General features: G+C 74.5%; 25 protein-coding genes. 4 read left to right on the plus strand and 21 right to left on the minus strand.

Features of this window, described 5'->3' with window-relative positions; all coding sequences use genetic code 11:
- Positions 1-46: 46 nt before the first annotated feature.
- The 3 genes from ACJ6WD_RS35995 to ACJ6WD_RS36005 form a co-directional block, all read right to left on the minus strand.
- On the minus strand, positions 47-880 hold the full coding sequence (locus ACJ6WD_RS35995; RefSeq protein WP_233661040.1) for a PP2C family protein-serine/threonine phosphatase: 834 nt from the start codon (positions 878-880) through the stop codon (positions 47-49).
- Between the two features lie 60 nt (positions 881-940).
- Positions 941-2,500 carry an APC family permease gene (locus ACJ6WD_RS36000; RefSeq protein ID WP_407617357.1) on the minus strand — a complete coding sequence of 520 codons (1,560 nt, stop codon included), beginning with the start codon at positions 2,498-2,500 and terminating at the stop codon, positions 941-943.
- Between the two features lie 179 nt (positions 2,501-2,679).
- Entirely contained in the window at positions 2,680-3,414 is a 735-nt protein-coding gene (locus tag ACJ6WD_RS36005) for an ArsR/SmtB family transcription factor (RefSeq protein ID WP_407617344.1), read from the minus strand.
- Positions 3,415-3,570: 156 nt separating this feature from the next.
- On the opposite strand from ACJ6WD_RS36005, the gene ACJ6WD_RS36010 reads away from it, so the two are divergent.
- Positions 3,571-4,974 carry an MFS transporter gene (locus tag ACJ6WD_RS36010; RefSeq protein ID WP_407617345.1) on the plus strand — a complete coding sequence of 468 codons (1,404 nt, stop codon included), beginning with the start codon at positions 3,571-3,573 and terminating at the stop codon, positions 4,972-4,974.
- 81 nt (positions 4,975-5,055) lie between these two features.
- Here the strand turns inward: ACJ6WD_RS36010 and ACJ6WD_RS36015 are convergent, their stop codons facing one another.
- Positions 5,056-5,289 (minus strand): acyl-CoA carboxylase subunit epsilon, encoded by a 234-nt coding sequence (locus ACJ6WD_RS36015; protein ID WP_233661039.1) that lies wholly within the window; start codon positions 5,287-5,289, stop codon positions 5,056-5,058.
- A gap of 196 nt (positions 5,290-5,485) precedes the next feature.
- Here ACJ6WD_RS36015 and ACJ6WD_RS36020 point away from each other — a divergent pair, with 196 nt between their 5' ends.
- A complete protein-coding gene (locus tag ACJ6WD_RS36020; protein ID WP_376447375.1) occupies positions 5,486-6,787 on the plus strand; it encodes a Dyp-type peroxidase in 1,302 nt (433 codons plus the stop codon).
- A gap of 102 nt (positions 6,788-6,889) precedes the next feature.
- Here the strand turns inward: ACJ6WD_RS36020 and ACJ6WD_RS36025 are convergent, their stop codons facing one another.
- Complete coding sequence (locus ACJ6WD_RS36025) at positions 6,890-7,630, minus strand: TetR/AcrR family transcriptional regulator (RefSeq protein WP_407617346.1); 741 nt, start codon at positions 7,628-7,630, stop codon at positions 6,890-6,892.
- 36 nt (positions 7,631-7,666) lie between these two features.
- Between ACJ6WD_RS36025 and ACJ6WD_RS36030 the strand changes: the two genes are divergently transcribed.
- Together ACJ6WD_RS36030 and ACJ6WD_RS36035 are read left to right on the plus strand one after the other, a co-directional pair.
- A complete protein-coding gene (locus ACJ6WD_RS36030; RefSeq protein WP_407617347.1) occupies positions 7,667-9,202 on the plus strand; it encodes an FAD-dependent monooxygenase in 1,536 nt (511 codons plus the stop codon).
- 150 nt (positions 9,203-9,352) lie between these two features.
- Positions 9,353-9,703 (plus strand): hypothetical protein, encoded by a 351-nt coding sequence (locus ACJ6WD_RS36035; RefSeq protein ID WP_331247948.1) that lies wholly within the window; start codon positions 9,353-9,355, stop codon positions 9,701-9,703.
- Between the two features lie 55 nt (positions 9,704-9,758).
- On the opposite strand, the gene ACJ6WD_RS36040 is transcribed toward ACJ6WD_RS36035, so the two are convergent.
- The 16 genes from ACJ6WD_RS36040 to ACJ6WD_RS36115 all read right to left on the minus strand — a co-directional run bounded on the left by ACJ6WD_RS36040 (position 9,759) and on the right by ACJ6WD_RS36115 (position 25,435).
- Complete coding sequence (locus tag ACJ6WD_RS36040; protein ID WP_407617348.1) at positions 9,759-10,517, minus strand: chitinase; 759 nt, start codon at positions 10,515-10,517, stop codon at positions 9,759-9,761.
- 400 nt (positions 10,518-10,917) lie between these two features.
- The gene (locus ACJ6WD_RS36045; RefSeq protein WP_331247947.1) at positions 10,918-12,087 is read right to left on the minus strand and encodes a lipase family protein; all 1,170 of its coding nucleotides are present in this window, start codon (positions 12,085-12,087) and stop codon (positions 10,918-10,920) included.
- 83 nt (positions 12,088-12,170) lie between these two features.
- The gene (locus tag ACJ6WD_RS36050; RefSeq protein WP_407617349.1) at positions 12,171-13,241 is read right to left on the minus strand and encodes an AraC family transcriptional regulator ligand-binding domain-containing protein; all 1,071 of its coding nucleotides are present in this window, start codon (positions 13,239-13,241) and stop codon (positions 12,171-12,173) included.
- 104 nt (positions 13,242-13,345) lie between these two features.
- Positions 13,346-14,452, minus strand: a complete 1,107-nt coding sequence (gene hypE / locus ACJ6WD_RS36055) for a hydrogenase expression/formation protein HypE (RefSeq protein WP_331247945.1) — start codon at positions 14,450-14,452, stop codon at positions 13,346-13,348.
- Complete coding sequence (gene hypD, locus ACJ6WD_RS36060; RefSeq protein WP_407617350.1) at positions 14,445-15,569, minus strand: hydrogenase formation protein HypD; 1,125 nt, start codon at positions 15,567-15,569, stop codon at positions 14,445-14,447. The genes hypE and hypD overlap by 8 nt, the downstream gene beginning before the upstream one ends.
- Positions 15,566-15,865, minus strand: coding sequence for a HypC/HybG/HupF family hydrogenase formation chaperone (locus ACJ6WD_RS36065; protein ID WP_016570315.1), 300 nt, complete (start codon positions 15,863-15,865; stop codon positions 15,566-15,568). The genes hypD and ACJ6WD_RS36065 overlap by 4 nt, the downstream gene beginning before the upstream one ends.
- A 43-nt stretch (positions 15,866-15,908) precedes the next feature.
- Entirely contained in the window at positions 15,909-18,416 is a 2,508-nt protein-coding gene (gene hypF / locus ACJ6WD_RS36070; protein ID WP_407617351.1) for a carbamoyltransferase HypF, read from the minus strand.
- A complete protein-coding gene (gene hypB / locus ACJ6WD_RS36075; protein ID WP_233661030.1) occupies positions 18,413-19,171 on the minus strand; it encodes a hydrogenase nickel incorporation protein HypB in 759 nt (252 codons plus the stop codon). Before hypB ends, hypF begins: the two co-directional genes overlap by 4 nt.
- Positions 19,172-19,175: 4 nt before the next feature.
- Positions 19,176-19,556, minus strand: a complete 381-nt coding sequence (locus ACJ6WD_RS36080) for a hydrogenase maturation nickel metallochaperone HypA (protein WP_016570318.1) — start codon at positions 19,554-19,556, stop codon at positions 19,176-19,178.
- A gap of 149 nt (positions 19,557-19,705) precedes the next feature.
- Complete coding sequence (locus tag ACJ6WD_RS36085) at positions 19,706-19,807, minus strand: DUF6893 family small protein (protein ID WP_020930701.1); 102 nt, start codon at positions 19,805-19,807, stop codon at positions 19,706-19,708.
- Entirely contained in the window at positions 19,801-20,382 is a 582-nt protein-coding gene (locus tag ACJ6WD_RS36090) for a hydrogenase maturation protease (RefSeq protein WP_331247943.1), read from the minus strand. The genes ACJ6WD_RS36085 and ACJ6WD_RS36090 overlap by 7 nt, the downstream gene beginning before the upstream one ends.
- Positions 20,379-21,776: a hypothetical protein gene (locus ACJ6WD_RS36095; RefSeq protein WP_331247942.1), complete on the minus strand. Its 1,398-nt coding sequence runs from the start codon at positions 21,774-21,776 to the stop codon at positions 20,379-20,381. Before ACJ6WD_RS36095 ends, ACJ6WD_RS36090 begins: the two co-directional genes overlap by 4 nt.
- On the minus strand, positions 21,773-22,468 hold the full coding sequence (locus ACJ6WD_RS36100) for a DUF6084 family protein (RefSeq protein WP_233661027.1): 696 nt from the start codon (positions 22,466-22,468) through the stop codon (positions 21,773-21,775). Before ACJ6WD_RS36100 ends, ACJ6WD_RS36095 begins: the two co-directional genes overlap by 4 nt.
- Complete coding sequence (locus ACJ6WD_RS36105) at positions 22,465-23,112, minus strand: DUF5947 family protein (RefSeq protein WP_016573950.1); 648 nt, start codon at positions 23,110-23,112, stop codon at positions 22,465-22,467. The genes ACJ6WD_RS36100 and ACJ6WD_RS36105 overlap by 4 nt, the downstream gene beginning before the upstream one ends.
- A complete protein-coding gene (locus tag ACJ6WD_RS36110; RefSeq protein ID WP_331247940.1) occupies positions 23,109-23,657 on the minus strand; it encodes a hypothetical protein in 549 nt (182 codons plus the stop codon). Before ACJ6WD_RS36110 ends, ACJ6WD_RS36105 begins: the two co-directional genes overlap by 4 nt.
- Positions 23,654-25,435: a nickel-dependent hydrogenase large subunit gene (locus ACJ6WD_RS36115; RefSeq protein WP_016573948.1), complete on the minus strand. Its 1,782-nt coding sequence runs from the start codon at positions 25,433-25,435 to the stop codon at positions 23,654-23,656. The genes ACJ6WD_RS36110 and ACJ6WD_RS36115 overlap by 4 nt, the downstream gene beginning before the upstream one ends.
- Positions 25,436-25,462: the final 27 nt, after the last annotated feature.

The following is a 25,462-nucleotide window of genomic DNA, read 5'->3' on the forward strand; positions in this document are numbered from 1 at the left end:
GCCGGTGGCCGGGCACCGGACGCGACACGCGCGCGCGGTCCGCGCTTCACCCGGCCCCGTGCCGCGCCGCGTCGTGGCGCAGCACGATCACCGCGGCGTCGTCGGTGTGGCCGGTCAGCTCGGCGACGCACATCACCGCGCCGGCGACCTCGGCGGGATCGGCCCCCGCCTTGCCCCGGACCAGACGGGCCACCTGCGCCAGCCCGGCCTCGATGGGGAACTTCGGCCCCTCGATCACCCCGTCGGTGAACAGCACGAACGCACCCGCCGCGGTGAGCCGCCGGCGGGTGACCGGGTAGTGCTGCCCGGGCAGCACTCCCAGCGGGATGCCGCCGGGGTCCTCGACCAGGCCCCAGCGCCGGTCGGTGGTCGCCCAGACGCCGGGGACGTGCCCGGCCCGGGCGCTGCTCAGCTCCCAGGTCGCCGGGTCGAAGCGGACGAAGGTGCAGGTCGCGAAGAGTTCGCAGTCGATGGACAGGAGCAGGTCGTTGGCGCGGCTGAGCACCTCGCCGGGGTCGGCGGCGTGGGCGGCGACGGCCCGCAGCCCGATCCGGATCTGTCCCATGAACGCGGCGGCCTCGACGTCGTGGCCCTGCACGTCGCCGACGGAGAAGGCCAACGAGCCGTCCGGCAGCGCGAACCCGTCGTACCAGTCGCCCCCGACGGCGAGGCCGTGCCGGGCGGGGGCGTAGGTGGCGGCGGTGCGCAGACCGGGCAGCTCCGGGAGGGCGCCCGGCAGCATCTCGCGCTGCAGGACCTCGGCCAGCTCCACCCTGGCCCGTTGGAACTCGGCGCCTTCCCGCGCCTGGGCGGTCAGCCGCCCCAGCGTGCTGAGCAGGTCGTCGGCGCTCGCCGACCGCGGGGGACGACGCCGAAGCATGGCCCCATCATATTTCGGGGGTGCGGCATCCGCTTGACGGCCGCGGGCGGTCCGTGGACCTCAGGCGGCGGTCTGTCGGGCGGCGGTCAGCTGGCCGACGCCGGACCGCACCGCCCAGAAGAAGACCGCCAGCGCGACGGCGGCGACGGTCAGCGAGTCGTACGGGGCGGGCAGGTGCCCGGAGCCCTTGAAGGTGCCCAGCCAGGACAGTCCGGTGAGGGCGAGGAGGTAGACCACCAGCCACGCGCCGGTGCGGAGTTCGGCCGCGAGCGGGCGCCGGGGTCCGGCGCCGTCGTCGACCGTGGCGCGGGCGCCGGGCCGCCGCATGCCCACGAAGAGCAGCAGGCCGGCCAGGACCATCGGCAGCGCCAACCGGAGGTGCTGCCAGCCCGACCAGTACACGAACTCGCTGGCCACCACGAAGCTCAGCGGGGCGATCCAGCGCAGTCCCGGCACCCAGCCGGCGGTGCCGCCGCCGGCCTCGGTGCGGAAGACCGCCACGGCGACCGCGGAGGCCGCGTAGATCAGCAGGTACATGTCGCCCATGACGCTGACGATGTCCTGCCAGCCGCCGAACGGCAGCAGGAACAGCACGATCACGACGAGGTTGATCACCAGCGCCCGGCGCGGCATGCCGGAGCCCTCGTCGACCTTCATGAAGTAGCGGGGGATGGTGCCGTTCTTGGCCAGCGCGTAGGTGTGCCGGGCGTCGATCGCCACGCCGACGTAGGCCGAGCCGCCGGGCGAGAGCACCGCGTCGGCGTAGAGCAGCGTGGAGAGCCAGTGCAGGTTGAGGATCAGGGCCAGTTGGCCGAAGGGCGAGTCGAAGGAGACGCCCTGCCAACCGCCGCCGAGGAGGTGCTCGGGGACGGTGAACAGGTAGGCGACCTGGAGCGCCAGGTACATCAGCAGGGCGAGACCGATGCCGGCCAGGACGGCCCACGGCAGGGTGCGGCGCGGGTTGCGGGTCTCGCCGGAGAAGTCCAACGGCGCCTGGAAGCCGTTGACGGAGTAGACGATGCCGCCGCCGGCCAGCGCGGTCAGGCAGGCGACGTAGCCGTACGGGGCGAAGCCGCCGTGGTCGGTGAGCCGGCCGGAGTGCCAGCCGGAGGCGACCAGGGCGAGGACGGTGGCGATCGGCACCGCGATCTTGAAGATCGAGACCAGGGTGTTGAGCCGGGCGAACAGCCGGACCGCGAACCAGTTCAGCGCGGTCAGCAGCACGGTCAGCCCGCAGGCCAGCGCCAGCCCGGCGAGGGTGAGGGTGTGCCCGTTGTAGAGGCCGGGGAGGTAGTGCGCGGTGTACTGCATGATGGCGCTGATCTCGGCGGCGGTGCCGCCCACGGAGAGCAGCACCGACCAGCCGACGAGCGTGCCGACCAGCCGTCCGTTGGCGAACAGCGGCCACCGGACGGTGCCGCCGCCCTCGGGTCGGGAGGCGCCCAGTTCGATCATGACCAGGGCGACCAGCCCGCACAGCAGGCCCGCACCGATCCAGGAGAGCAACGCGGCCGGGCCGGCGGTCTGTGCCGCGTACATCGCGGCGAACAGCCAGCCGGAGCCGACGATGTTGGAGAAGCCGATCCCGGTCAGCCCCCAGAACCCCAGGTCGCGCCGCAACCGGCGCTCCTGCGCCCGCACTTCGAGCCCGGCGCCCTGGGCGGCCCCACCCGATACCTGACGTTCCGTCACAAAAATGCCCCTCCACTCACCGTCCGCGCTGGTCAGGACCCTACTCGACATGTTCGCGCCAGCAGGAGGCCGTTTGTTGCAGCAACGTGAAGGATGCCGGCCAGGAGTCAGCGGAGCCGCTCGGGGGCGACGCCGAAGCTCCTTGTCAGGCCGTCGCGGCCAGCGTCGGTGAGCCGGACGACCCGTCGGTAGCGGCCGTTGCGCAGCCAGTCCAGGGCGAACAGCCGGGCGGTGACCGCGCCGCCCAGCGCGCCGGCGAGGTGGTGGCGGTGCTCGCCCCAGTCGACGCAGTAGCGGACCGCGGAGCGGCGGCGCGGCAACCCCGCGAGGTCCACGCCGAGGGCGTCCAGTTCGCGGCGGCCGGACGGGGTCAGCAGGTAGGAGACCCGGGAGGGGTCGGTGCGCTCCGCGCGGAGGAGGTCGCCGGCCAGCAGCGCGTCCATCAGGGCGACGCCGAGGCGGCCCGCCAGGTGGTCGTAGCAGAGGCGCGCGCGCAGCAGGGCCTTGGCACGCGTGTCGGCGTTCAAGGAGCGCACCGGCAGCGGCCGGGCGATCAGCGCGAGCTGCTCCAGGGCGCGGGCCACGTCGGGCGTGGCGAGCCGGTAGTAGCGGTACCGGCCGTCGTGTTCGACGGTGAGCAGTCGGGCCTCGCGGAGTCGGGCCAGGTGGGCGCTGATGGTGGAGTTGCTCACCCCGGCCTCGGCGGCCAGGGCGCTGGCGGGCAGCGCACCGCCTCCGGCGAGGGCGAGCAGCACCTTGGCGCGGGAGGGGTCGCCGATCACCGCGGCGACCGCGGCCACGTCGGTCTCGGTGCGGGTTTCGGGCTCCGTCCGGGCGTCCATGCCGCGACCGTACGACACACACGGTTCGCCGGCCAGCGAAACGTCCTCGCGCTCCTGCGCGGCCGCCGCGCGCCCGCCATCGCCCCGCGCCACGGTGCCAGCCGCGGCGAGGACGTTTTGACCGGCACCGCAACGACCGGACCCGACACTGACCGCATGTCGACGATCAACGCCTCCGTATCCGCCCCGGCGCGCACCGGCCGCGCCTCGCCGTTGCCCCTGGTGGCGGTGTGCCTGGGGTACTTCCTGGTGATCCTGGACGTCACCGTGGTCACCGTGGCGCTGCCGGACCTGGGGCGCGCGCTGGGCGCCGGAGTGACCGGTCTGCAATGGACAGTGGACGGCTACACCCTGGTCTTCGCGGGGCTGCTGCTCTTCTGCGGCGGGCTGGCCGACCGGCGCGGCGGACGACCGGTGTTCCTCACGGGACTGGTGGTGTTCGCGGCGGCCTCGGCCGGGTGTGCGCTCGCGGCGTCGATCCCGGTTCTGGTCGCCGCCCGGCTCGTGCAGGGCGTCGGCGCGGCGCTGCTGGTGCCGGCGTCGCTGACGCTGCTGCGGGCCGCGTACCCGGAACCGGCCGCCCGCGCCCGCGCGTTCGGGCTCTGGGGCGCGGTCGCCGGCCTGGCCGCCGGCGCCGGGCCGGTGCTCGGCGGGGTGCTGGTCGCCTCGTTCGGCTGGCGCGCGGTGTTCCTGGTGAACCTGCCCGCCGCCCTGGTCGCCGTTCTCTTGACGCTACGTCAGATACCGCGCTCCCCCACCGCCCCGCCCCGCCGCGGCCTCGACGTCCCGGCCCAGACCGCCGCGGCGGTGTGCGTGGCCGCGCTGGCCGCCGGCTGCATCGAGGCCGGGGCCCCGGGCCGACCACGGGCCGTCGTCCTCGGCGCGTTCGCCGTCGCGCTCCTGGGCCTGGCCGCGTTCGTGCTGCTGGAGCGGCGCGCGCCCGCCCCGATGCTGCCGCTCGTCCTCTTCCGCAGCCGGGCCTTCACCGCCTCCGCGGTCGTCGGCGTCCTGCTCAACGCCGGCTTCTACGGGCTGTTGTTCCTCGCCCCGCTCTACTTCCAGCAGGTCCACCACTACAGCGCGCTGCGCACCGGTGTCGCGCTGCTGCCGGCCGTCGGCCTGGTGGCGGTCGGCTCCGCATGGGCCGGGCGCCTGACGGCCCGGACCGGGCCCCGGCCGCCGATGGTCGCGGGCCTGGTGATCGGGGCGGCGGGGCTGGCCGGCTGGCTGTGCGCGGGTCCCGGCACCCCCTACGCGGTGCTGGTCGCCCCGATGGCCGCGGCCGGTTTCGGCACCGCGCTGACCATGCCGGCCGCCACGGCGGCGGTGCTGGAGTCCGTCCCCGGTGAGCGCGGCGGCGCGGCGGCCGCGGTGTTCAACGCCGCCCGCCAGCTGGGCAGCGTCCTCGGCGTGGCGGTGTTCGGCACGCTGACGACCGGCGGACTGGTGCCGGGGCTGCACGGCGCGGCGGTCGCCGGCGCCACCGGATTCCTGGCCGCTGCCCTCCTCGCGGCGCGCCGGGTGCCCGGCGCGGGCGCGCGGCCGGATCCCGTCGGATAGCGCGCACCGGACGCACCGACCGGCCTGCCGCGTGCCCGTCCTGCGCGCCGGCGCACCCGCGTCCGCATCCGTGTCACGCGGTCACGCGCAGGTCCAGCACCCCGCCCAGCAGGAGGCGCGCGCCCGGTGGTTGCGCAACTGGAGGTCGGTGAGCCCGCTGTCGGGTGGCTCCTCGTGGTGGCCGTCGGCGAGCGCGCGGGCCTGGGCCAGCCGGCCGTACACGACGACCATCAGCGCGGCCAGTTCCTCGGGCTCGGCACGGCCCCGGACGATGCGCAGCGGCGGTTCGGCGGGGTCCTCGGTCGGGCGGGTCACACGCCCGACGCTAGGAGCGGGTGCCGGCGGCGGCGCGGCGGCCTGCGCCGTTCGGCGGCCGGGCGGCCACCCCAAGCGTGATTTCGGTGGGCCCGGCCGTGTTGTTCCCGGACCGCGCGGGGCCGGCGGCGAGGATCGCGGCTCGGATACGGACACGCACACCGGCGGCGCAGACCGCAGTGGGGATGGTTGGGCGATGAGACGTGAGCGGACCGGCGACGACCGGGACCAGGCACAGGACGACGGGCGCCGGGGGTTCCTGAAGTACGCGGCGGGGGTCGCGGGGGTGGCGGCCGGCGCCGGACTGGGCGGCTGCCCGGCGGCGGTGGCCGTACCGGCGGGCCGGTCGGCGGGCGACGCGGCGGCCGGCGGCCCCGCGCCGGAGCGGGCCTCGGACGGCCGCACGCTGCCCCCGGACCGGGTGCCGTTCCACGGGCGCCACCAGGCCGGCATCCTCACCCCGCAGCAGTTGTTCTCCGGCTTCGCCGCGTTCGACGTGCTGGTCCAGGACCGGGCGGGTCTGACCCGGCTGTTCAAGGCGCTCACCGAGCGGTGCCGGGTGCTGACCGCCGGGGTGAAGCCGAAGGACGAGCGGACGGCCTCGGAACCGCAGACCCCGGACTCGCTGACCGTCACGGTCGGCCTGGGCGCGTCCCTCTTCGACGACCGGTTCGGGCTGGCCGGGCACAAGCCGCGGCACCTCAAGGCGATGCCGGCGTTCCCCAACGACCGGCTGGACCCGGCGCGCTGCCACGGCGACCTCTCGCTCCAGGTCTGCGCCGAGCACCCGGACGCGATCGTGCACGTGCTGCGCGACCTGGGCCGGGCCACGCACGGCATGATCCGGCCGCGGTGGCGGATGGACGCGTTCATGAACCCGTCCCGGCCCTCGGGGTCGCCGCGCAACTTCCTCGGCTTCAAGGACGGCATCGTCAATCCCGACACCGCCTCGCGGGCCGAGATGGACCGGCTGATCTGGGTGACGCCGCCGTGCGGGGAACCGGACTGGGCCGACGGCGGCAGCTACCAGGTGCTGCGGCTGATCCGGTTCCATTCCGAGTCCTGGGACCACGAGCCGGTGGACCGCCAGGAGAAGGTCTTCGGCCGGCACAAGGCCAGCGGCGCGCCCCTGGGACGCGTCAAGGAGGACGACCCGCCGGACTACCGCGACGACCCCGAGGGCCGGGTCATCCCGCTCGACGCGCACATCCGGCTCGCCAACCCCCGCACCCGGCACACCGACAAGTCCCGTTTCCTGCGCCGGAGTTACAACTACGACCAGGGCTACGACCGGCGCGGCAGGATGGACCTCGGGCTGGTCTTCTGCGGTTACCAGCAGAACGTGCAGCGGCAGTTCGCCACCGTCCAGCACCGGCTGCGGCACGAACCGCTGGCCCGCTTCATCACCCCGGAGGGCGGCGGCTACTTCTTCGTCCTGCCCGGCGTGCGGGACGAGAAGGACTGGTTCGGCTCCCGACTGATGCGGGACACCCACTAGGCGAGCGGGCCCGAGGCCATCGGCGGGGCGCACCGGGACCTCGGCCCCGACCGTCGGATCCACCGCGGCGTGCCGCCGGCCGGACGCCGTCGGGCGCGGGCGTCAGGCCGGGGGCTCCGGCGGGACGAGGGTGGCCAGTCCGTCGAGGAGCCATTCCAGGACCTGCTCGAAGGACTGCTCTTCCGGGGCGAAGCGTCGGGGGTCGGCGGCCCACCTGCTGAAGTGGGGGTGCCGGCCTTCGGCCGCGATGCGCGCGAGGTAGGGGGCCGCGGCGGTGTCCAGGTCGCTGTCGGAGCGGAAGCCGACCCGGGCCCGCATGGCCTGTTCCTCCAACAGGGCGAGCCCGGAGCCGAGGGCGTGGCCGAGCACCGTCGAGACGAACCGCATGCGGGTCGCCGCGTCGAGTCCGAGCGGTTCGAGCTCGGCCAGCGCCGCGTCGTAGAGATGGAGGGCGTTGGGCCCCATGGGGGGACGGCTGAAGGCCAGGCGCGCGAACCACGGATGCCGCTGCACCGCGGCCCAACTGGTGCGGCCGAGCCCGCGCAGCGCGTCCCGCCAGCCCCGGCCCTGCTCCACCGTCATCTGGCCGTATACCTCGTCGGTCATGAGGTCGACCAGGCCGTCCTTGCTGCCGACGTAGCGGTACAGGGCCATCGGGCTGCGCACGCCCAGGCGCGCGGCGAGCGCCCGCATGGTGATCTCGCCGGGCAGCTGCTCGTCGGCGAGTTCCAGCGCGGCGGCCACGATGCGCGCGCGACTGAGCTGTTCGGTGGCGCGCGGTGGCGCGGGCTCGTCGAACCACACCAGCCCACCGGGTGCGGGCCGGCGTTCAGAAGGAGTCATGGTCCGGTCACTCTAACGTGGTGTACGTTGTCCACCATGAGTGGACAACGTACACACGCGACGGACGTGCTCGTGGTGGGCGGCGGACTGGTGGGGCTCACCTCGGCGTTGGTGCTGCGCCATCACGGCGTGGCGGTGACCCTGGTGGAGAAGCGGTCGACCACCTCTCCGCAGCCCAAGGCCCGCCGCTTCCACGTGCGCAGCATGGAGGTCTTCCGCGAGCTCGGACTGGCCGACCTGGTACACCGGGCGGCCCGGGACCTCGCCGGCCACGACCGCATGGCCGCGGGGTGGACCCTGGTCGAGGCGGAGTTGCTGCCGCCGTGGCGGCCTGCCGGTGCGGGGGGCGCCGTCGTCGACGTCAGCCCGGAGGAGCCCTGCCTGATAGCCCAGGACGCGTTGGAGCCGGTGTTGCGCGACGCCGCTGTCGCGGCCGGGGCCACGGTGCGCTTCGACACCGAACTCGTCGCCTTCGCGCAGGACGAGGACGAGGTCGTCGCCGAACTCCTCGACCGCGGCAGCGGGGAGCGGTCCCGGCTGCGGGCCCGCCACGTGGTCGCCGCCGACGGCGCCCGCAGCCCCGTGCGCGAGGCGCTCGGCATCGGCCGCTCGGGCCACGGCCCCATCGGCGAGCCGAACGTGAACGTCTACTTCCACGCGGACCTCGGCGCGGTCGTCGACGGCCGGGAGTTCAACCTCTGCCAGATCGAGCACCCCGACGCCCCCGGCGCGCTGGCCTCGGTCGACGGCCGCCGCCGCTGGGTGTTCATGGGGCCCGGCGACGCCATCGACCGGGACTGGCCCGCCGTGCTGCGCACCGCCCTCGGCGTCGCGGCCCCGGACCTCGACGTCCGCAGCGTCCTGCCGTGGCGTGCCGAAATGCTCGTCGCCGACCGCTACTCCCGCGGTCGGGTCCATCTGGCCGGCGACTCCGCGCACGTCATGCCGCCGTTCGCCGCCAGCGGCGCCAACACCGGCATCGCCGACGCCCACAACCTGGGCTGGAAACTCGCCGCGGTCCTGCGCGGCCGGGCGGCGCCGGCGCTCCTGGACAGTTACGACGCCGAGCGACGGCCGGCCGGCTGGTTCGCGGCCGACCAGTCCAGCCGCCGCACCCAGGGCCTGCGCGCGCTGGCGACCGCCCCCGACCCCGCGCTCGCCCATCCGTTCGTGCTGGCCGCGGGCGGTTTCCAGTACGCCGAGGGGGCCCTCGTCCACGGTCCGGAGGGGCTCGACGACCCGGAACCGGTCACCGCTTTCGAGCCGGTCGGCCGGGTCGGGACCCGCATCCCGCACCGCTGGCTCGACCGGGACCGCACCCGGTCGACGATCGACCTCGCCGGGCCCGGCTGGGCCCTGCTGACCGGGACGGGGACGCCAGTCGCCGCGCCGGGTCCGAGCGGCCTCGCGGTGCACCGCCACGACGTGGACTTCCTGTCCGCCGGGGAGCTACTGCTGATCCGGCCGGATCACGTCGTCGCCTGGCGGGGTACCGACCCGGCCGCGGCCGCCGCCGCGTTCGTCGGGCTGCTGGACGGTCGGCACGCCGCGCCGGAGCCCGCCGGGGCGTAGAGCGAGGCGATGCCCGGGACGACTTTGCAGGTCAGCGCGGTGCGTGGCGATCGGGCCGACCACCACGCGGTACCGGCTTCGACGACCGAGACGGCAGGGCCCGTGCGGTGCCACAGTGGAGGTTGTGGACGTCACAGAAAGGTGGCCACCATGCTGCTACTGGGACTGCTTCTCCTTGCTGCGACCGGGGCGTTCATCGGCGTGCTGATCGCCGACAACCTCTCCGGCGGACCGGAATACACCGTGGCGGTGTTCGGCAACCGGATCACCACCATGAACAGCCTCGCGATCTTCCTGGCCGGGATCGCGCTCACCTTGATCCTGGGCCTCGCGCTGGCCATGATCACGGCCGGTATGGCGCGGGCACACCGGCGCCGCGCGGTCGTCCGCGACGCCCGGGCGGCCACCGCGGCCCGCGGCACGGCCGACGAAGTGCCCGAGGCGTCGGGCAGCACCACGACCAAACCTCCCAAGCACCACCACTTCCGATTCGGCCACTGAGTGACCGGGGCCCGGCCGTCGCCGGCACGGGGTCCGCGCCGGCGACGGCCCCCGGTCAGCAACTCAGCTTGTCCCCCGGCGTCGTGCCGAGGATCTGCACGAAGTTCTTGTAGTTGTCGATCCGGTTCTGCACCTGGGCGGGGTTTCCGCCGTTGCACTCCAGGGAGCCGTTGATGCTGCGGATGGTCTCCCCGAAGCCGGCGCCGCTGACCATGGCCTGGTGCGCGGTCATGGTGCCCGGGCCCTTCTGGGTGTTCCAGTACCACAGCGCGGTCTTCCAGGCGACGGCCGGATCCTGCTCCACCAGGTAGGGGTTGTTCAGCAGGTCGATCCCCAACGCGTCGCCCGCGGCCTTGTAGTTGAAGTTCCAGCTGAGCTGCATCGGCCCGCGTCCGTAGTAGGCGGCCTGACCGGCCGGACAGCCGTACGGCTGGGTGGCGTCGCAGTAGTGCGGGTAGTTGCCGGTGTTCTGCTCCACCACGTAGACCAGACCGCCGGTCTCGTGGCCGACGTTGGCCAGGAAGGCCGCGGCCTCCTGGCGCTTGACCGTGTCGCTCCCGGTGTTCGCGAACTCGGGGAACGCGCTCAGTGCGGCGGTCAGGCCGGCGTAGGTGTAGAAGGGGTTCCGGTTCGGGAACATCTGGTTGAACTGGGCCTCGCTGACCACGAATCCCTCCGCCAGCGTGGCGGCGCCGGCCGGGGCCGTGCAGGACGGGCAGTCCGCCGTGGCCGCCGCGGGCGACGCCGGTACGACGAGGGCGAGGCCCACGGCCATGGTGGTGGCGCTCAACAGGGCGGCGAGGCGAGTTCTCATGGCGGTGACTCCTTCGTGCGGCGCCGGGCTCCGGCGGACGGTCCGGGGGCCGCTGTGGGGGGAAGTTCCGTACGAGAGGTGCGTGTTGACGTGCCGTCGGTAGCCGTCAGGCGTAGCGACTGACGAGGACGGCGGTCTAGACCAGGTCACCCTACGAGCGGACATGTGAGCATGTCCATACCAATCCGGGGATCAGTCGGTGCAGCGGCGCGAACCGGCCGCGCACGCCCGCTCACAGCACCCCGACCGCCGCCCGCGTCCCGGCGCCCTTCCCCGCTGACGCGGCGCCCCACCTGGCCGCACCGCGCGGCGAGCGCCCGTGGCGCATCCCGATCGACGTCACGAACGCGGGCCCCCACGGCGTACCGCGCCCAGAGCCGCCCGGGCAACTACCGTTACCTCACGTGCAGTTGTCGGGCGCCGGCCGTCCCGCGAAGCGGTCGGCGAGCCAGTCGGCGGCCGGAGCCGCCCCCACGATCGCGCCGAGCACGTGCTCGCCGAGCGGGATCGAGGTCCACTGGACGCGGGCGCCCCTGGCGCACCACTCGGCGCGCAGCCGGGCGCCGACGGCGTACGGGATCAGCTCGTCGGCGGTTCCGTGGTACAGGTACACGGGCGCGTCGGGCGTCCGGGTGCCGAGCGTGGATTCCCGCAGGCGCGCCTGCCAGTCCGGTCGTTCCAGCGGGTTGGTGACGGTGACGTCGGAGACCTTCCGGAAGAGTTCGGCGGCGACGTCGATCGCCACGCAGTGCTCGCGCAGGAAGGCGACGGCGCGCCGGCCCCGGTCGTTGAGGTACGTGTCCAAGTGCAGTTCGGGGAAGGCCGCGTTCTGGCCGATGGCGGCCATCAGGATCAGGCCGGCGCCGATGCCGCCGTCGTCGGCGGCCGCCACCTCGCGCAGGTCGGCCGGGACGCCGCCGGTCGCGGTGCCCTCGACGCGGAGTTCGGGCGCGTAGCTCCGGTGGAGTTCGGCGGCCCAGCTACTGGCCTGCCCGCCCTGGGAGTAGCCCATGATGCCGACCGGGGAGTCCGCGGTGACGCCGGCGGCGGCCGCCTCGGGCAGCCGCTCGGCGGCCCGGGCGGCGTCCAGCACGGCCTGCCCCTCGGCGCGCCCGACGGTGTAGGTGTGCTCGCCGGGGGTGCCCAGCCCCTCGTAGTCGGTGACCGCGACCGCCCAGCCGCGGGCGGTGAGTTGCTGGATGAGGTTCGCCTCCATGGTGGTGCCCTTGGGGAATCCGGCCGAGGGGGCGCAGGCGTCGGCGAGGCCGACCGTGCCGACCGCGTAGGTCACCAGCGGGCGGGGCCCGGTGCGGCCGTCGTCGGGCACGATGACGGTGCCGGAGACGGTGTTGGGCGTGCCCTTGGCGCTGGTCGAGCGGTACGTGAGGTGCCAGGCGCGAGTCCGGGTCGGCTGGCCGGGCAGCGGGTGGAACGCGGTGGGGGTGGACGTCACGACGTCGCCGGGCCGGTCGGCCGCGGCCCGCGGCGGGTCCGCGACGGCGGAACCTGCGGTGCCGAGCGACAGGGCCAGCGCGGCGGCGGTGCCCAGTGCGGTGGCGCGGAGGTGCATGCGGCTCTCCCAACTGACCTGTGTGCCGGGGTGGTCGGGCCGACCGTAGTGACCTGCGGGTGCCCGGGCGCTGGCCGGAACGCTCAGCTTCGCTGGCCGCGGGGGGCGGTGGACGGTTCGCCGCCGGGTGGGCCGGCGCCGGCCAGCCGGTAGGCGCCGGGGGTGGTGCCGGTCCAGCGGCGGAAGGCACGGTGGAAGGCGGGGTCCTCGGAGAAGCCGATCCGGGCGGCGACCGCGGCGATCGGCTCCCGCCCGGCGGCCAGTGCGGTGAGCGCGGCGTCCCGGCGCACCGCGTCCTTGAGCCGCTGGTACGAGGTGCCCTCGGCGCGCAGCCGGCGCCGCAGCGTCGCCGGGCTGACCGCGAGCCGGGCCGCGACCTCACCGGCCTGCGGCAGCCGGGTAGGCGCCGGGGACCGCAGCGCCTGGGCGAGGGTACGGCGCACCTGCTCGGCGACGGTCGTGCCGTAGTCGCGGCGGGCCAACAGGTCGGCCGGGGCGCGGCGCAGCAGCGCGGCCAGCGCCGCCCGGTCCCGGACGACCGGTGCGGTGAGCCAGTGGGCGTCCCAGCCGGCCGCGGTGTGCGGGGCCCCGAAGCGGACCGGGCAGCCGAACAGGTCGGGGTACTCGTCGGCGTGGGCCGGCGCCGGATGGGCGAACCCGACCCAGTGCAGCGGGATGCGGCGACCGATCAACCAGCCGGCGAGCCGGTGCCAGATGAGCAGCAGGCAGGCGGCGAGGAAGGCCGCCTCGTCGTGCCGGTGCAGCGCGCTGCGGACGGTGAAGACGGCGAGCCCGTCGTCCGGACCGGCCTGCACGGCCAGGTCGGGGCCGCCGGGGAAGAGCCCGTAGAAGCGGGTGGCCCGGTCCAGGGCGGAGCCGAGGTCCGGGCAGTCCAGACAGGTCTGGCACATCATGGCGAAGGTGCCGCGACGGCTGCGGACCGGGCCGAGGCCCAGGAACTCGTCGTCGGTGGCCCGGTGCAGGGCCCGGATCAGGCGGGTGAACTGGTCCGCGGTGATCCGGGCCCCGTCGTCGGCGAGCAGCAGCGGCGGGATCCCGGCGGCCTGGAGCAGCGGCGCGGGGTCGATGCCGAGCCGCCGCGCCCCGCCCAGCGCCGCCCGCACGTGGTGCACCGCGATCGATGACCGACTCATGTCCGCACACCGTAGCGGCGGTGCGCGCGGAGGTCAGCGGGCGGGCCGGCCCCGGTCCGTCGACCGCCGCCCGGGCCCGGCAGGTCCGGCTCGGGAGATCCGGTTCAGCAGATCCGCGGCAGTTGCTCGCCCAGCGGCAGGTCGACCACCCGCGTGCCGCCGAGCGGCGTGCGGGCCACCACCATGCCGGGGTGGGCGGCGACCGCCTCACCGATCACCGCGGCGCCGGAGCCCAGCGGGTGGGCGCGCATCGCGTCCAGCACCGCGTCGGCGTGCTCGCGGGGGACGAACGCGACCAACTTGCCCTCGTTGGCGACGTACATCGGGTCGAGGCCGAGGATCGCGCAGGCGTTGGCGACGGCCGGCGGGACGGGCACGGCGCGCTCGTCGATGACCACGCCGGTGGCGGAGGCGGTGGCGATCTCGTTGAGCGCGGCGGCCAGACCGCCGCGGGTGGGGTCGCGCAGCACGTGCAGGTCGGGGGTGACGGCGAGCATGGTCTGGACGAGTCCGCCGAGCGCCGCGCAGTCGCTCTCGATCTCGACGCCGAACTCCAGGCCCTCGCGGACGCTCATGATGGCCACGCCGTGCAGGCCGATGGGCCCGCTGACGATCACCACGTCCCCGGGCACCACCCGCTGCGGACGCAGGTCCACGCCGGCCGGGACCACCCCGATGCCGGCGGTGTTGAGGTAGATCCCGTCACCGCGGCCGGCCTCGACGACCTTGGTGTCCCCGGTGGCCACCTCCACGCCGGCGGCCCGGGCCGCGGCGCCCATCGCGTCCGCGACGCCGGCGACCACCGGCATCTCCACGCCCTCCTCCAGGATGAAGCCGCAGGAGAGGTAGGCGGCCCGGGCGCCGCTCATGGCGAGGTCGTTGACCGTGCCGTTGACCGCCAGGTCACCGATGCTGCCGCCGGGGAAGAACAGCGGCCGCACGACGTAGGAGTCGGTGGAGAACGCCAGCCGCTGCCCGCCGAGCGCGAACACCGCGGAGTCGCCGAGCTGGGCGAGGAGTTCACCGCCGAACGCCGGCGCGAAGATCTGCTGGACGAGCTCGGCGGAGAGCGCCCCGCCCCCGCCGTGCCCCATGACGACGCGCGGCGTCTCGCGCAGCGGCGTCGGGCAGGTCCAGCCGGTGATGTCGACGGTGGGCAGGTCCCGCGGGCCGGGCGCGGCGGTGGGGGCCTGGGGGGTGGTGTCAGACAACGGGGGTCGCCTCCAAGGGGGTCGGCGTGCTGCCGAGCCGGCGGTACAGGAAGTAGGCGGCGCAGGCGCCCTCGCTGGAGACCATGGTGGCCCCGAGCGGGTTGCGCGGGGTACAGGTGGTGCCGAACGCCTCGCACTCGTGGGGTTTGATCAGCCCTTGCAGGACCTCGCCGCTGCGGCAGGCCGCGGGCTCGCGGGTGGCGATGCCCTGGACCGAGAAGCGGTGTTCGGCGTCGTAGTCGCGGTAGCGCTCGGAGAGCCGCCAGCCGCTGGCGGGGATGGTGCCGATGCCGCGCCAGGACCGGTCGGTGACCTCGAAGACGTCGGCGAGCATGGCCCGGGCGGCCGGGTTGCCGTCGGCGCGGACGGCCCGCGGATAGGCGTTGTCGACGGTGTGCTCGCCGCGCTCCAGTTGACGGACGGTGCGGCGGATGCCCTCCAGGATGTCCAGCGGTTCGAAGCCGGTGACGACGATCGGCACCCGGAAGCGGTCGGCCAACTCCGGGTACTCGTCCATGCCCATCACGCTGCACACGTGTCCGGCGGCCAGGAACGCCTGGACCCGGCAGCTGGGCGAGGTCATGATCGCCTCGATCGCGGGCGGTACCCGGACGTGCGAGACCAGCATGCTGAAGTTGCGGATGCCCAGCTTGCGGGCCTGATAGACCGTCATGGCGTTGGGCGGAGCGGTGGTTTCGAAGCCGATGCCGAAGAACACCACCTCGCGCTCGGGGTTCTGCTGGGCGATCTTCAGGGCGTCGAGCGGGGAGTAGACCACGCGGACGTCGCCGCCCTCGCTGCGCACCCGGAACAGGTCGCGGCCGGTGCCCGGCACCCGGAGCATGTCGCCGAACGAGCAGAAGATCACGTCGGGGCGGGCGGCGATCTCCAGCGCCTTGTCGATGACGGCCAACGGCGTGACGCACACCGGGCACCCCGGCCCGTGGATCAACTCGACTTCTTCGGGCAGGAGTTGGTCGATGCCGTGCCGGATGATGGTGTGTGTCTGGCCGCCGCAGACCTCCATCAGCGCCCACGGGCGGGTCACCGTGGCCCGGATGTCGTCCAGCAGTCGCCGGGCCAGCTCCGGGTTCTGGAACTCGTCGAGGTACTTCACTGCCGCGCCTCCTGCGCCTGTGGTCCGTCCTGGCCGGCGGCCGCTTCCCACGGATCGCCGAACTCCTCCTGGAGCAGGCCGAGTTCCTCGAACAGGGCCAGGGTCCGCCGGGCCGACTCCTCGTCGAGCCGCTGGAGCGCGAAGCCCACGTGGACGATCGCGTACTCGCCGACCGCGAGGTCCGGCACGTATTCCAGGCATACCTCCTTGACCACCCCGCCGAAGTCGACGGTGGCCATCCGGGTACCGTCCCGTTCCTCGATCTCCATCACCTTGCCGGGCACCGCCAGGCACATGGCTCCTCCTCGTCGTGCGGGTGCGGATGCGGGTTCGTGGGGGTCAGGCGCCGCGCCGGCGGGCCGCGACCAGCAGTTGGCCGAGCGCCAGCCCGCCGTCGTTGGGCGGGACCAGCCGGTGCCGCAGCACGGTGAAGCCGTCCTGCCGCAGCATCCGGGCCGCGGTCTCGGCCAGCGGCGCGTTGCCGAAGACCCCGCCGGTCAGTGCCACGGTCGACAGGCCGGTGCGTTCCCGGGCCAGCCCGCAGCAGCGCCGGACCAGTGCGGCGACCGCGGTGTGGAAGCGGGCCGCGACCAGCGCCGGGTCGGTGCCGGCGGACACGTCCTCGACGACCGCGGCGAGGACCGGGCCGGGGACGGCGACCAGCGCGGCGCCCCCGCCGGCCGCGGCGCCGGTGCGCAGCGCGAAGGTGTAGCCGGGGCCGCGGTCGTCGCCGGCGCTGCGGGCGGCGGCCTCCAGCGCGACGGCGGCCTGGGCCTCGTAGCCGGCGTGGTGGCAGATCCCGGCGAGCGAGGAGACCGCGTCGAACAGCCGGCCCATGCTGGACGTCGGCGCGCAGTTGATGTCGCGCGCCAACTGACGTTCCAGCAGTCGCAGTTCGTCCGGTGGGCAGGCGACGACCGGCGGCAGCTCCGCGGTCCAGGGCAGGCCCGCGGCGTGCAGGTGGGCGAGGGCCATCCGGTAGGGGCGACGGACCGCGGCGTCGCCACCGGGCTGCGGGACGTAGTCGAGGTGGGCGAAGCGACGGTATCCGGCGTAGTCGGCGAGCAGGATCTCGCCGCCCCAGATCGCGCCGTCGTCGCCGTAGCCGGTGCCGTCGAAGGCGACACCGATCACCGGCTGCCGGCCGTCCAGCCCGTGTTCGGCCATGGCCGCGGCGATGTGGGCGTGGTGGTGCTGGACCCGGACCAGCGGCCGGCCGGCGGTGTGCCGGCGGGCCCACTGGCCGGTGCGGTAGGCGGGGTGCAGGTCGGTGGCGAACAACCGCGGCCGGACCCCGGTGAGGGTCTCCAGATGCGCGCCGGCCCGTTCGAACGCCAGCTGGGTGGCCAGGTCGTCCATGTCGCCGATGTGCGCGGACAGCCAGGCCCGGCGCCCCTCCCCCAGGCACAGCACGGTCTTGAGGTCGCCGCCGGTGGCCAGCGCCGGCCGCACCGGCACCGGGAGGGGCACCGGGTACGGTGCGCAGCCGCGCGAGCGCCGGACGTACAGCGGTTCGCCGTCGCTGATCCGGACCACCGAGTCGTCGCACGGGACCTGGATCGCCCGGTCGTGGCCGAGCCAGGCGTCCGCCAGGTTCGCCAGTCGCACCACCGCGTCGGCGTCGTCGATGACGAGCGGGTCACCGGCCACGTTGCCGCTGGTCATCACCAGCAACCTGGGTCCGGGCGGGTCGCCCGGCAGGCCGAACAGCAGGTGGTGCAGCGGGGTGTAGGGCAGCATCAGCCCGAGGTCGGGGCAGCCGGGGGCGACCGCCTCGGCGACCGCGGGCGCCCCGGGCGCGGGCCCGCCGGCGCGCCGGCGCACCAGCACGATCGGCCGCACCGGCCCGGTGAGCAGCGCCCGTTCCTCCGCCCCGAGTTCCACCAGCCGTGCCGCGTCGTCGACATGACGGGCCATCAACGCGAACGGTTTGTCGCCGCGCGCCTTGCGACGCCGCAGTTCCCGCACCGAGCGGTCGTTGCCCGCGTCGCACACCAGGTGGTAGCCGCCGAGCCCCTTGACGGCGACGATCGCGCCCTCGGCGAGCAGCCGCCGGGCCCCCGCCACCGGGTCGCCTGGCACCGGGCGCGGCGCACCGCCGGGGTCGTCCCGGTCGGCGGCGAGCAGGTGCAGCCGCGGGCCGCAGTCGTGGCAGGCGACGGGCTGGGCGTGGAACCGCCGGTCGGCCGGATCGGCGTACTCGGCCGCGCAGCGCGGGCACATGGGGAAGCCGGCCATGGTGGTCTGGGCGCGGTCGTAGGGCAGCGCCCGCACGATGGTGAAGCGGGGACCGCAGTGCGTACAGGTGACGAAGGGGTGCCGGTAGCGGCGGTCGGCCGGGTCGGTCAGCTCCGCCAGGCAGGCGTCGCAGGTGGCGGCGTCCGGCGCGACCAGGGTGCGGGCGGGGCCGTGGGCGTGGGAGGGGAGGATGGCGAAGCCGGTGCCGCCGGTGACCGCGATGTCCTCGCCGTCCACCGCCTCCACGACCGCCAACGGCGGCGCCTCGGCCCGTAGTCGGGTACCGAAGTGGTGCAGCGCGCCCGGTGGTCCCTCGACCTCGGTGACCACGCCCTCGCCGGTGTTGCTGACGTGTCCGCTCAACCCCAGCTCGGTGGCGAGTCCGTGGACGAACGGGCGGAAACCGACGCCCTGGACGATGCCGCGCACGGTGATCCGACGGCGGGCGGCGGCCGCGTCGACCTCGACAGGGCGCACGGTGCGCAACGCTCCGGCGATCGGCGCCCGCCCCGCGCTTCCGGCGCCGGCCTGCGGCAGCGGAGTCGACACCTCGGGGGAGGGCGCGAGACCCTGTGGAGCGGTGCGTGCACCGGGCTGCCCGACGGTCATGAGCGGCTCGACCCCACCGTGCCGCGGTCGCCGATCCGGTCCTCGCGGTCGTCGTGCACGTGGTGCGACTGGCGGGTCATCACCGGGATGTGCGCCGGCCCGTCGTCCCGGGCGGCCAGCGCCCGGTCCAGCAGCGTTCCGACGCCCTCGCCGCCGCGGACCGAGGTGCGGACCACCTCGGCACCGGGGTTGACCCGCTCCACGTTGGCGCGGAACGCCGCCTCGTCGAACTCCACCGCCGCCGCGATGTCGGTCTTGGTGACCAGCACCAGGTGGGCCAGGCCGAAGGCAGTGGGGTACTTGAGCGGTTTGTCCTCGCCCTCGGTCACCGACGCGAGCACCACCCGCAGCGTCTCCCCCAGGTCGTAGGAGGCGGGACAGACCAGGTTCCCGACGTTCTCGACGAACAGCAGCCGGGTGCCGGTGGGCAGCCAACCGTCCAGGTGCCCGCCGAGCATCTCGGCCTCCAGGTGGCACAGGCCGTCGGTGAGCACCTGCTTGACGGGGACGCCGGAGCGGGCCAGGCGGACCGCGTCGTTCTCGGTGGCGAGGTCGGCGGTGAGCGCCGCGACCGGCACCCCGCGTTCCCTGGCCAGGGTCAGTTCGCGTTCCAGCAGGGCGGTCTTGCCGCTGCCCGGACTGGAGAGCAGGTTGACGACCGCGGTTCCGCGCGCCGCCAGCTCCTCGCGCAGGGTGTGGGCGCAGGCGTCGTTCTTGGCGAGCACGGCCTGCTGCAGGTCAAGGACACGGCACATGGGATCAGCGCTCCTCGTGCGTCGGAGGGGGTGCCGGGGCGTCCAGCCAGCTGACGTCGGCGATCCGCAGTTCGCGGCCGGACAGCAGCTCCACGGACGCCCCGCCGCACCCGGGGCAACTCAGGCGCGGCGGCATGCCCGCCGGCCAGGTCCGGTCGCAGGAGGCGCAGCGGGCGCGGGCCGCGACCGGTTCGGTGATCAGCTCGGCGCCGGCCAGGACCGTGCCCTCGCAGGCGAGTTGGAAGGAGAAGGCCAGGGCGTCGGGGACCACGCCGGCCAGTTCGCCGACCTGGAGTCGGACGCGGCTGACCGCGGTCGCGCCGGCGGGCCGTACCGCGCTCTCCACCTGGTCGATGACCGCCAGCGCGATGGACATCTCGTGCATCGGCCCGTCTCTCTCTGGTGTGCCGACCGGTTGCCGCTGGCCTCATTAGACGGTGCGGCACCCGGGCGTCCCGGGTGCCTCGCCGGGGCGGCGCTGCGGCATACACCGTTCGGTGCAGCCGCACCCGCCACCCGTGGGACCGGCTCGCGTCACATGGCGCGCATCCGCAGGTAGCGCCTGACGTCGGGCAGGTTGCGCAGGGCGAGGGCGAGGGCGGCGGCCAGGACGCCGCCGAGGGCGAGCTTCAACATGGTGTGGTGTTCCTCTCCGTGGTGGCCGGGGCAGCGGTGGCGGCCGGCTCCGATGCGTCGGCGTCGGCGCCGACCAGCCGCAGCACGAGGCGAACGGCCTCGTCGACGGCGGCGGCGACCGGCGCGCTCAGGCCGATCCCTTCGTCGGTGTCGGCGGGTTCGCAGCCGACGACCAGGACGCGTTCCGGGCGCCGCGCGCCGGTGCCCGCGCTGAGCGTGTCGAGCAGCGCCAGGACGGCGTCCGGGGTCATGTGGTGGGCGTCGATCGGGGTGTTGCCGGGGCGGGGGGCGGCGTCGGCGGGGTCGGTGGCGTCGAGGAGGTAGAGCGAGCCGGGCTCGCCGCCGCGCGCCGCGGCGTCCACCAGCAGCACCGTCGCGTAGCCGTCCAGCATCCGGTAGGCGAGGTGTACGCCGCGGACGCCGGCGTCGACGAGTTCCACCCCGTCGGGCAGGGCGTGCGCCCCGAGCGCGCGGACCGCCTCGACGCCGAAGCCGTCGTCGCCGAGGAAGATGTTGCCGACACCCGCGACGAGCGTGCGGCCGGACGGCGGGGTGGCGGGCGGGGCGCTGCTCACTCGTTCTCCAGGGGCGCGAGTTCGTCGGGTTGGAAGTAGAGGAACCGGCCCTGTTCGCGCCGGATGTCGGCGCCCGGGTCGCCGTCGACGGTCACCGCGAGGTGCACCCCGCCGTCCACGTCGTGCAGCACCGCCTCGACCTGCGCGGCGCGGCCGTGCAGGAAGAGGTCCTGGGCGTCGGTGCGGCGGCGTCCGGGGCGCAGGACGACGCGGCTGCCGGCCCCGACCGAGCGGCCGTCGAGGGTGATCCGGTCGGTGAGCGGGTCCACGTCGCGGTCGGCGCCCGGATCCCACCAGGGCGTGTCGGGGCGGGCCGGTTCCGGCGCCGGGTCGGGTCCGGTGACCTCGCGCAGCGCCCGGACGGCACCGTGCAGGCGCTCCAGCACCTCGGGCGGCATGCCGTCGGCGAGGTCGATCACCTCGGCGGCCCGGGGGTCGGTGCCGCGGGCCTCGCGCTTCTCCTGGTCGGTCAGGGCCGCGGTGCGCAGCGCGAGGATCTCGTCGATCTCCAGGGCGTCGTAGAGCGCCCCGGGGCTCTCGGGGGCGATCGCCGGGTGGTCCTCCAGGATGATCGGGGCGGACAGCATCACCTCGGCGCTCCCGGGCGGACCGGCCAGCACCGGCCAGGTGTGTTCGTTGCGGCAGTCGGCGACCGCGCCGCGGGCCCATTCGGGCGGGTCGGTCTGGGAGTGGAACCGACCGGCCGTCACGCCGAGGAACAGGTGCGCGGCGACGAGGGAGCGGGGCAGCGCCGCGTCCCGGTCGTCCGCCGCCGGGTCCGGGACCCAGCCGCTGGTGTTGCGCACCGTCGCGGTCAGCTTCAGCACCGCGTACGGGCCGGCGATCTCCTGCGCGGTCAGCCGCAGCACCGCGCTGATCTCCGCGCGGCGGCGCACCAGCCGGCCGACGACCCGGCCGTCCGCGTCGTGCACCGGCTCGGTGTCCTCGCCCGGGGGCCAGACCAGCGGGACGGTGACGCCGTCCCCGACGAGGTCGGCGACCGCCACGTCGAGCGGGCAGCGTTCCTCGGTGCCCTCGTCCCAGGGGACCAGCACCCGGTCGGGCAGCTCCAGTTCCGCGACGTCCTCGAACTCCCCGTCGGGGCACCGCCGTTGGACGGTGCGGCGCTGGGCGCGCAGGAACCGCAGCTCGACGGCGAGCCGGGCGCCGGCGCGGGGTTCGACGAGGCATTCGGTGCGCTGGTGGGAGGGTTCGGCCCGGTCGGCGCCCCAGCCCGGCGGCACGAGGACGCCGAACTGCCAGCGCAGCCGGTTCTTGGCGGCGGACGCCCGGTAGGGGTAGAGGACGTAGCCCTCGAAGAGCACGGCGTCCGCGACCTGCCGGGCGGCGGCGAACCGGTCCGCCGGGGTGTCCGTGGGCGCGGAGGTGGTCACGGTGCGGTCCTTTCGGTGGCGGGGCGGACGACGGCGCTGGGGAAGCCCCGGGTTCCCGGCCCGCTGCCCTCCGCGGCGGCCAGCAGCGCCGCGACGGTGGCCTCCCAGGACGGCAGGGCGTGCCGGGACCGGAACGCCAACAGCGCGTCCAGGCTCTCCCGCGGCAGCCGCAGCCAGCCGCAGCCGGGGAAGTGGGTGTCGGTCATCTCCCGCCACACGGCGGTCGGCAGCCGGCACTCGGCTTCCTTGTGCCAGGGCACCGGGGAGACCTGGAAGCCGCCCGGGCCGGAGAAGACGGTGCCGGAGAAGAGCAGCAGCAGCGGTACCTCGCCGTCGCGCAGGGCGTGCACGTAGCGGCCGGCGGCGACCTCCAGGTCGTAGCTGCACGGGACCGGCAGGTCCACCTCGGTCTCGCCGGTGAAGCCGGGGACCACCTGGGAGACCTGGGCGAACTGGAGGGGCTTGAGGGTGTTGCCCCACCGGGACCGGGCGCCGAAGAGGTCGGCGAGCGCGGCGGTCTCCTCGTCGTCGTAGTCGCGGCGGGCCGGTTCGATGCGCAACTGGCAGCGCAGTGCCAGGGCGTGCACCCGCGCCCCGTCGGCGGCGGTGATCCGCAGCCGGAAGAGGAGCGTCGGGGCGGCGGCGTAGCGGTCGGCGCGGACGCCGGTGCAGTCGAAGGACAGCTCGGTCACGGCCGCCGGGCCTCCTCGCGCGGTTCGCGGGCCCGGTGGGTGATGTCGGCGAAGAAGTCCGCCAGGGCGGCGCGGGCCTCGGCGCCGCCGTCGAAGCCGCGCCACAGCAGGCGCAGCCGGCCGGTGAGTTCGTAGGCGAGGTCGACCGGGATCAGATGGCAGTCGGTGCGGTCGTCGTCGCGGTGCAGCAGCAGGGCCTCGACGTCGGGTGCGAGCAGGTCGGCGAGGCGGGTGGCGTCGCGGACGGCCTGCCAGGCGGTCGGGTCGAGTTCGCTCTCGGTGGCGCCGGCCGGGCTGGGGTAGAGCGCCACCACCCGGCCCAGGGCGGTGTTGTCCAGCAGGAAGGCGACGCCGACGGGGATCCGCAGCCGGTCCCAGACGGCTTCGTCGAGGCGGTGCGCGGGGTCGGACAGGAAGCGGTCCGGCACGGTGCGGAATTGCCCGCCGCCGGCCCCGGGCCGCTCGAAGAGCAGCGCGCAGTGCGGGCAGGCGCAGGCCAGTCCGCGGTTGCGGGTGTCGACGAGGTGGCGGTGCCGGCCGCCGAGTTCGGTGCCGCACAGTTCGCAGCGTTCGGGCAGCGGGGGCGCGGGGGCCCGGAAGCGCCGCAGGCCCCGGTGGGCGGCGGCGGTCCGCGGGGCGCTCACGTCGCCGGGGCGGCGGTCGGCGGACGGCGGGAGATCTGGAGCAGGGGCGGCTCCGGCACGGTGGCCCGGGTCTCCCACCCGACCGAGGTCACCTCCGGCACGAAGCACGACAGCGCGCCCTCGACCGCGGACCGGTCGGCCCCGCCGCCGCACCCGCAGCCGCCGGAGGCGCTCTCCACCAACCGCAGCGCCCCGGTCTCCGGGACGAACTCCTCGACGGTGACCGCGTCCTGGCTCCGGGCGCTGGACAGCGCCCGGTCGATCCGGGTGGCGGCGTCCTCGGGGTGCAGGTCGTGCAGCACCAACAGGCTGCTGACGAGGGCGTCGCCCAACAGCGCGGCCCGCGGGCCGGCGTCACCGGTGCGCCGCTCGACCAACTGCATGACGCGGGTCAGCCCCGCGCCGTAGAAGTCCATCAGGACCCGGACGAGTTCCTCGGCGGTCTGCACCGTCGCGGCGTCGCCCTGCCCGGCGAGCCGGTCCAGCAGTTCCTCGACCCGACGGCCGGTCAGTTCGGCGTCCGGGGCGGCGACGGGCGCGGTCATCCGGCCAGCCCGCTCAGCCCGGTGGGAACGTGCATGGTCTCGACGGTCCGGCCGCCGACGTACATGTGCACGCCGCAGGGCAGGCACGGGTCGAAGCTGCGCACCGCCCGCATGATGTCGATGCCCTTGAAGTTCTCCGGGGAGTTCTCCTCGAAGATCGGGGTGTTCTGGACGGCGTCCTCGTAGGGGCCGGGGGTGCCGTAGGAGTCGCGGGTGCTGGCGTTCCACGGCGTCGGCGGGTACGGGTGGTAGTTGGCGATCTTCCCGTCGCGGATCACCATGTGGTGCGACAGGACGCCGCGCACCGCCTCGGTGAAGCCGCACCCGATGGACTCGTCGGGCACCTCGAACTTCTCCCACGTCTGGGTGCGCCCGGCGCGCACCTCCTCCAGCCCCTGCTCGGCGAAGTGCAGCGCCATGGCCGCCGCGTACGCCTGGAAGTAGGTGCGGGCCCGGTTGCGCTCCAGCGCGTTGCTCCACTTCGGGATCTTCCACTCGAAGCGGGTCTCGGGCCGGGTCATGCTGCGCGGCAGGTCGATGACGACGCTGTTGCCGGTGGCCTTGACGTACGGGGTGTCGACGAGCCCGGAGAGCGCGGTGGACCACAGGCGGGCGATCGGGCCGCCGCCGGTGTCCAGCGCCAGGTGCTCCTTGCCGTCGAACCAGCGCGGCGACATCACCCAGCTGTACTTGTCGTTGAAGTCCCGCTTCTGCGGGGCGGGGATGGTGTGCTGGTTCCAGGGGTGGCGCGGGTCGACGGGGTTGCCGAGCGGGTCGTGGGTGACGAACTGCTCCTGGCCCTCCCAGTCCTGGTAGTAGGAGCTGCCGAGCAGGATGCGGATGCCGAGGTTGATCTCGGTGAGGTCGTTGGTGACGAGCTTGCCGTCCACGATGATGCCCGGGGTGACGAACATCCGCCGGCCCCAGTCCGTCATGTTGCGGTAGGTGAAGTCGCAGTGCTCGGGGTCGTTGAGCGCACCCCAACAGCCGAGCAGCACCCGCCGCCGGCCGACCTCCTCGTAGCCGGGCAACGCCTCGTAGAAGAAGTCGAAGAGGTCGTCGTGGAGCGGCACCACGCGCTTCATGAACTCGACGTAGCGCATCAGCCGGCTGAGGTAGTCGGTGAAGAGCTGGACGCTGGCCACCGTGCCCACGCCGCCCGGGTAGAGCGTGGAGGGGTGCACGTGGCGCCCCTCCATCAGGCAGAACATCTCCCGGGTGTAGCGGCTGACCTGGAGCGCCTCGCGGTAGAACTCGCCCTCGATGGGGTTGAGGGAGGTCATGATGTCGGCGATGGTGCGGTAGCCGTGCTCGCCGGCGTGCGGGGCCTCGGTGCGCTGGGCCAGCTCCCAGACGCCCGGATTGGTCTCCCGCACCATCTTCTCGCAGTAGTCGACCCCGACCAGGTTCTCCTGGAAGATGTTGTGGTCGAACATGTACTCCGCGGACTCGCCGAGGTTGATGATCCACTCGCCGAGGTGCGGGGGCTTGACGCCGTAGGCCATGTTCTGCGCGTAGACGGAACAGGTCGCGTGGTTGTCGCCGCAGATGCCGCAGATGCGGCTGGTGATGAAGTGCGCGTCGCGCGGGTCCTTGCCGCGCATGAAGACGCTGTAGCCGCGGAAGACCGACGAGGTGCTGTAGCACTCGGCGACGCGCTTCTGCTTGAAGTCGATTTTGGTGTGGATGCCCAGGCTGCCCACGATCCGGGTGATCGGGTCCCAGGACATCTCCGTCAGACCGCTGCCGTCACCGGCCGTCTTGGTCTTCGGTGCCATTTCTCTGCCATGCCCTTCTTCGCGTGC

The sequence above is a fragment of the Streptomyces sp. VTCC 41912 genome, assembly GCF_045799175.1.
Classification (GTDB): domain Bacteria; phylum Actinomycetota; class Actinomycetes; order Streptomycetales; family Streptomycetaceae; genus Streptomyces; species Streptomyces albulus_C.

Excerpts from the sequence above, each read along its gene's own strand:
- ACJ6WD_RS35995 (WP_233661040.1), bottom strand. The coding sequence starts at position 880 with ATGCTTCGGCGTCGTCCCCCGCGGTCGGCGAGCGCCGACGACCTGCTC.
- ACJ6WD_RS36005 (WP_407617344.1), bottom strand. The coding sequence starts at position 3,414 with ATGGACGCCCGGACGGAGCCCGAAACCCGCACCGAGACCGACGTGGCC.
- ACJ6WD_RS36010 (WP_407617345.1), top strand. The coding sequence starts at position 3,571 with ATGTCGACGATCAACGCCTCCGTATCCGCCCCGGCGCGCACCGGCCGC.
- ACJ6WD_RS36020 (WP_376447375.1), top strand. The coding sequence starts at position 5,486 with ATGAGACGTGAGCGGACCGGCGACGACCGGGACCAGGCACAGGACGAC.
- ACJ6WD_RS36025 (WP_407617346.1), bottom strand. The coding sequence starts at position 7,630 with ATGACTCCTTCTGAACGCCGGCCCGCACCCGGTGGGCTGGTGTGGTTC.
- ACJ6WD_RS36030 (WP_407617347.1), top strand. The coding sequence starts at position 7,667 with ATGAGTGGACAACGTACACACGCGACGGACGTGCTCGTGGTGGGCGGC.
- ACJ6WD_RS36035 (WP_331247948.1), top strand. The coding sequence starts at position 9,353 with ATGCTGCTACTGGGACTGCTTCTCCTTGCTGCGACCGGGGCGTTCATC.
- ACJ6WD_RS36040 (WP_407617348.1), bottom strand. The coding sequence starts at position 10,517 with ATGAGAACTCGCCTCGCCGCCCTGTTGAGCGCCACCACCATGGCCGTG.
- ACJ6WD_RS36045 (WP_331247947.1), bottom strand. The coding sequence starts at position 12,087 with ATGCACCTCCGCGCCACCGCACTGGGCACCGCCGCCGCGCTGGCCCTG.
- ACJ6WD_RS36050 (WP_407617349.1), bottom strand. The coding sequence starts at position 13,241 with ATGAGTCGGTCATCGATCGCGGTGCACCACGTGCGGGCGGCGCTGGGC.
- ACJ6WD_RS36065 (WP_016570315.1), bottom strand. The coding sequence starts at position 15,865 with ATGTGCCTGGCGGTGCCCGGCAAGGTGATGGAGATCGAGGAACGGGAC.
- hypF (WP_407617351.1), bottom strand. The coding sequence starts at position 18,416 with ATGACCGTCGGGCAGCCCGGTGCACGCACCGCTCCACAGGGTCTCGCG.
- hypB (WP_233661030.1), bottom strand. The coding sequence starts at position 19,171 with ATGTGCCGTGTCCTTGACCTGCAGCAGGCCGTGCTCGCCAAGAACGAC.
- ACJ6WD_RS36080 (WP_016570318.1), bottom strand. The coding sequence starts at position 19,556 with ATGCACGAGATGTCCATCGCGCTGGCGGTCATCGACCAGGTGGAGAGC.
- ACJ6WD_RS36085 (WP_020930701.1), bottom strand. The coding sequence starts at position 19,807 with ATGTTGAAGCTCGCCCTCGGCGGCGTCCTGGCCGCCGCCCTCGCCCTC.
- ACJ6WD_RS36110 (WP_331247940.1), bottom strand. The coding sequence starts at position 23,657 with ATGACCGCGCCCGTCGCCGCCCCGGACGCCGAACTGACCGGCCGTCGG.
- ACJ6WD_RS36115 (WP_016573948.1), bottom strand. The coding sequence starts at position 25,435 with ATGGCACCGAAGACCAAGACGGCCGGTGACGGCAGCGGTCTGACGGAG.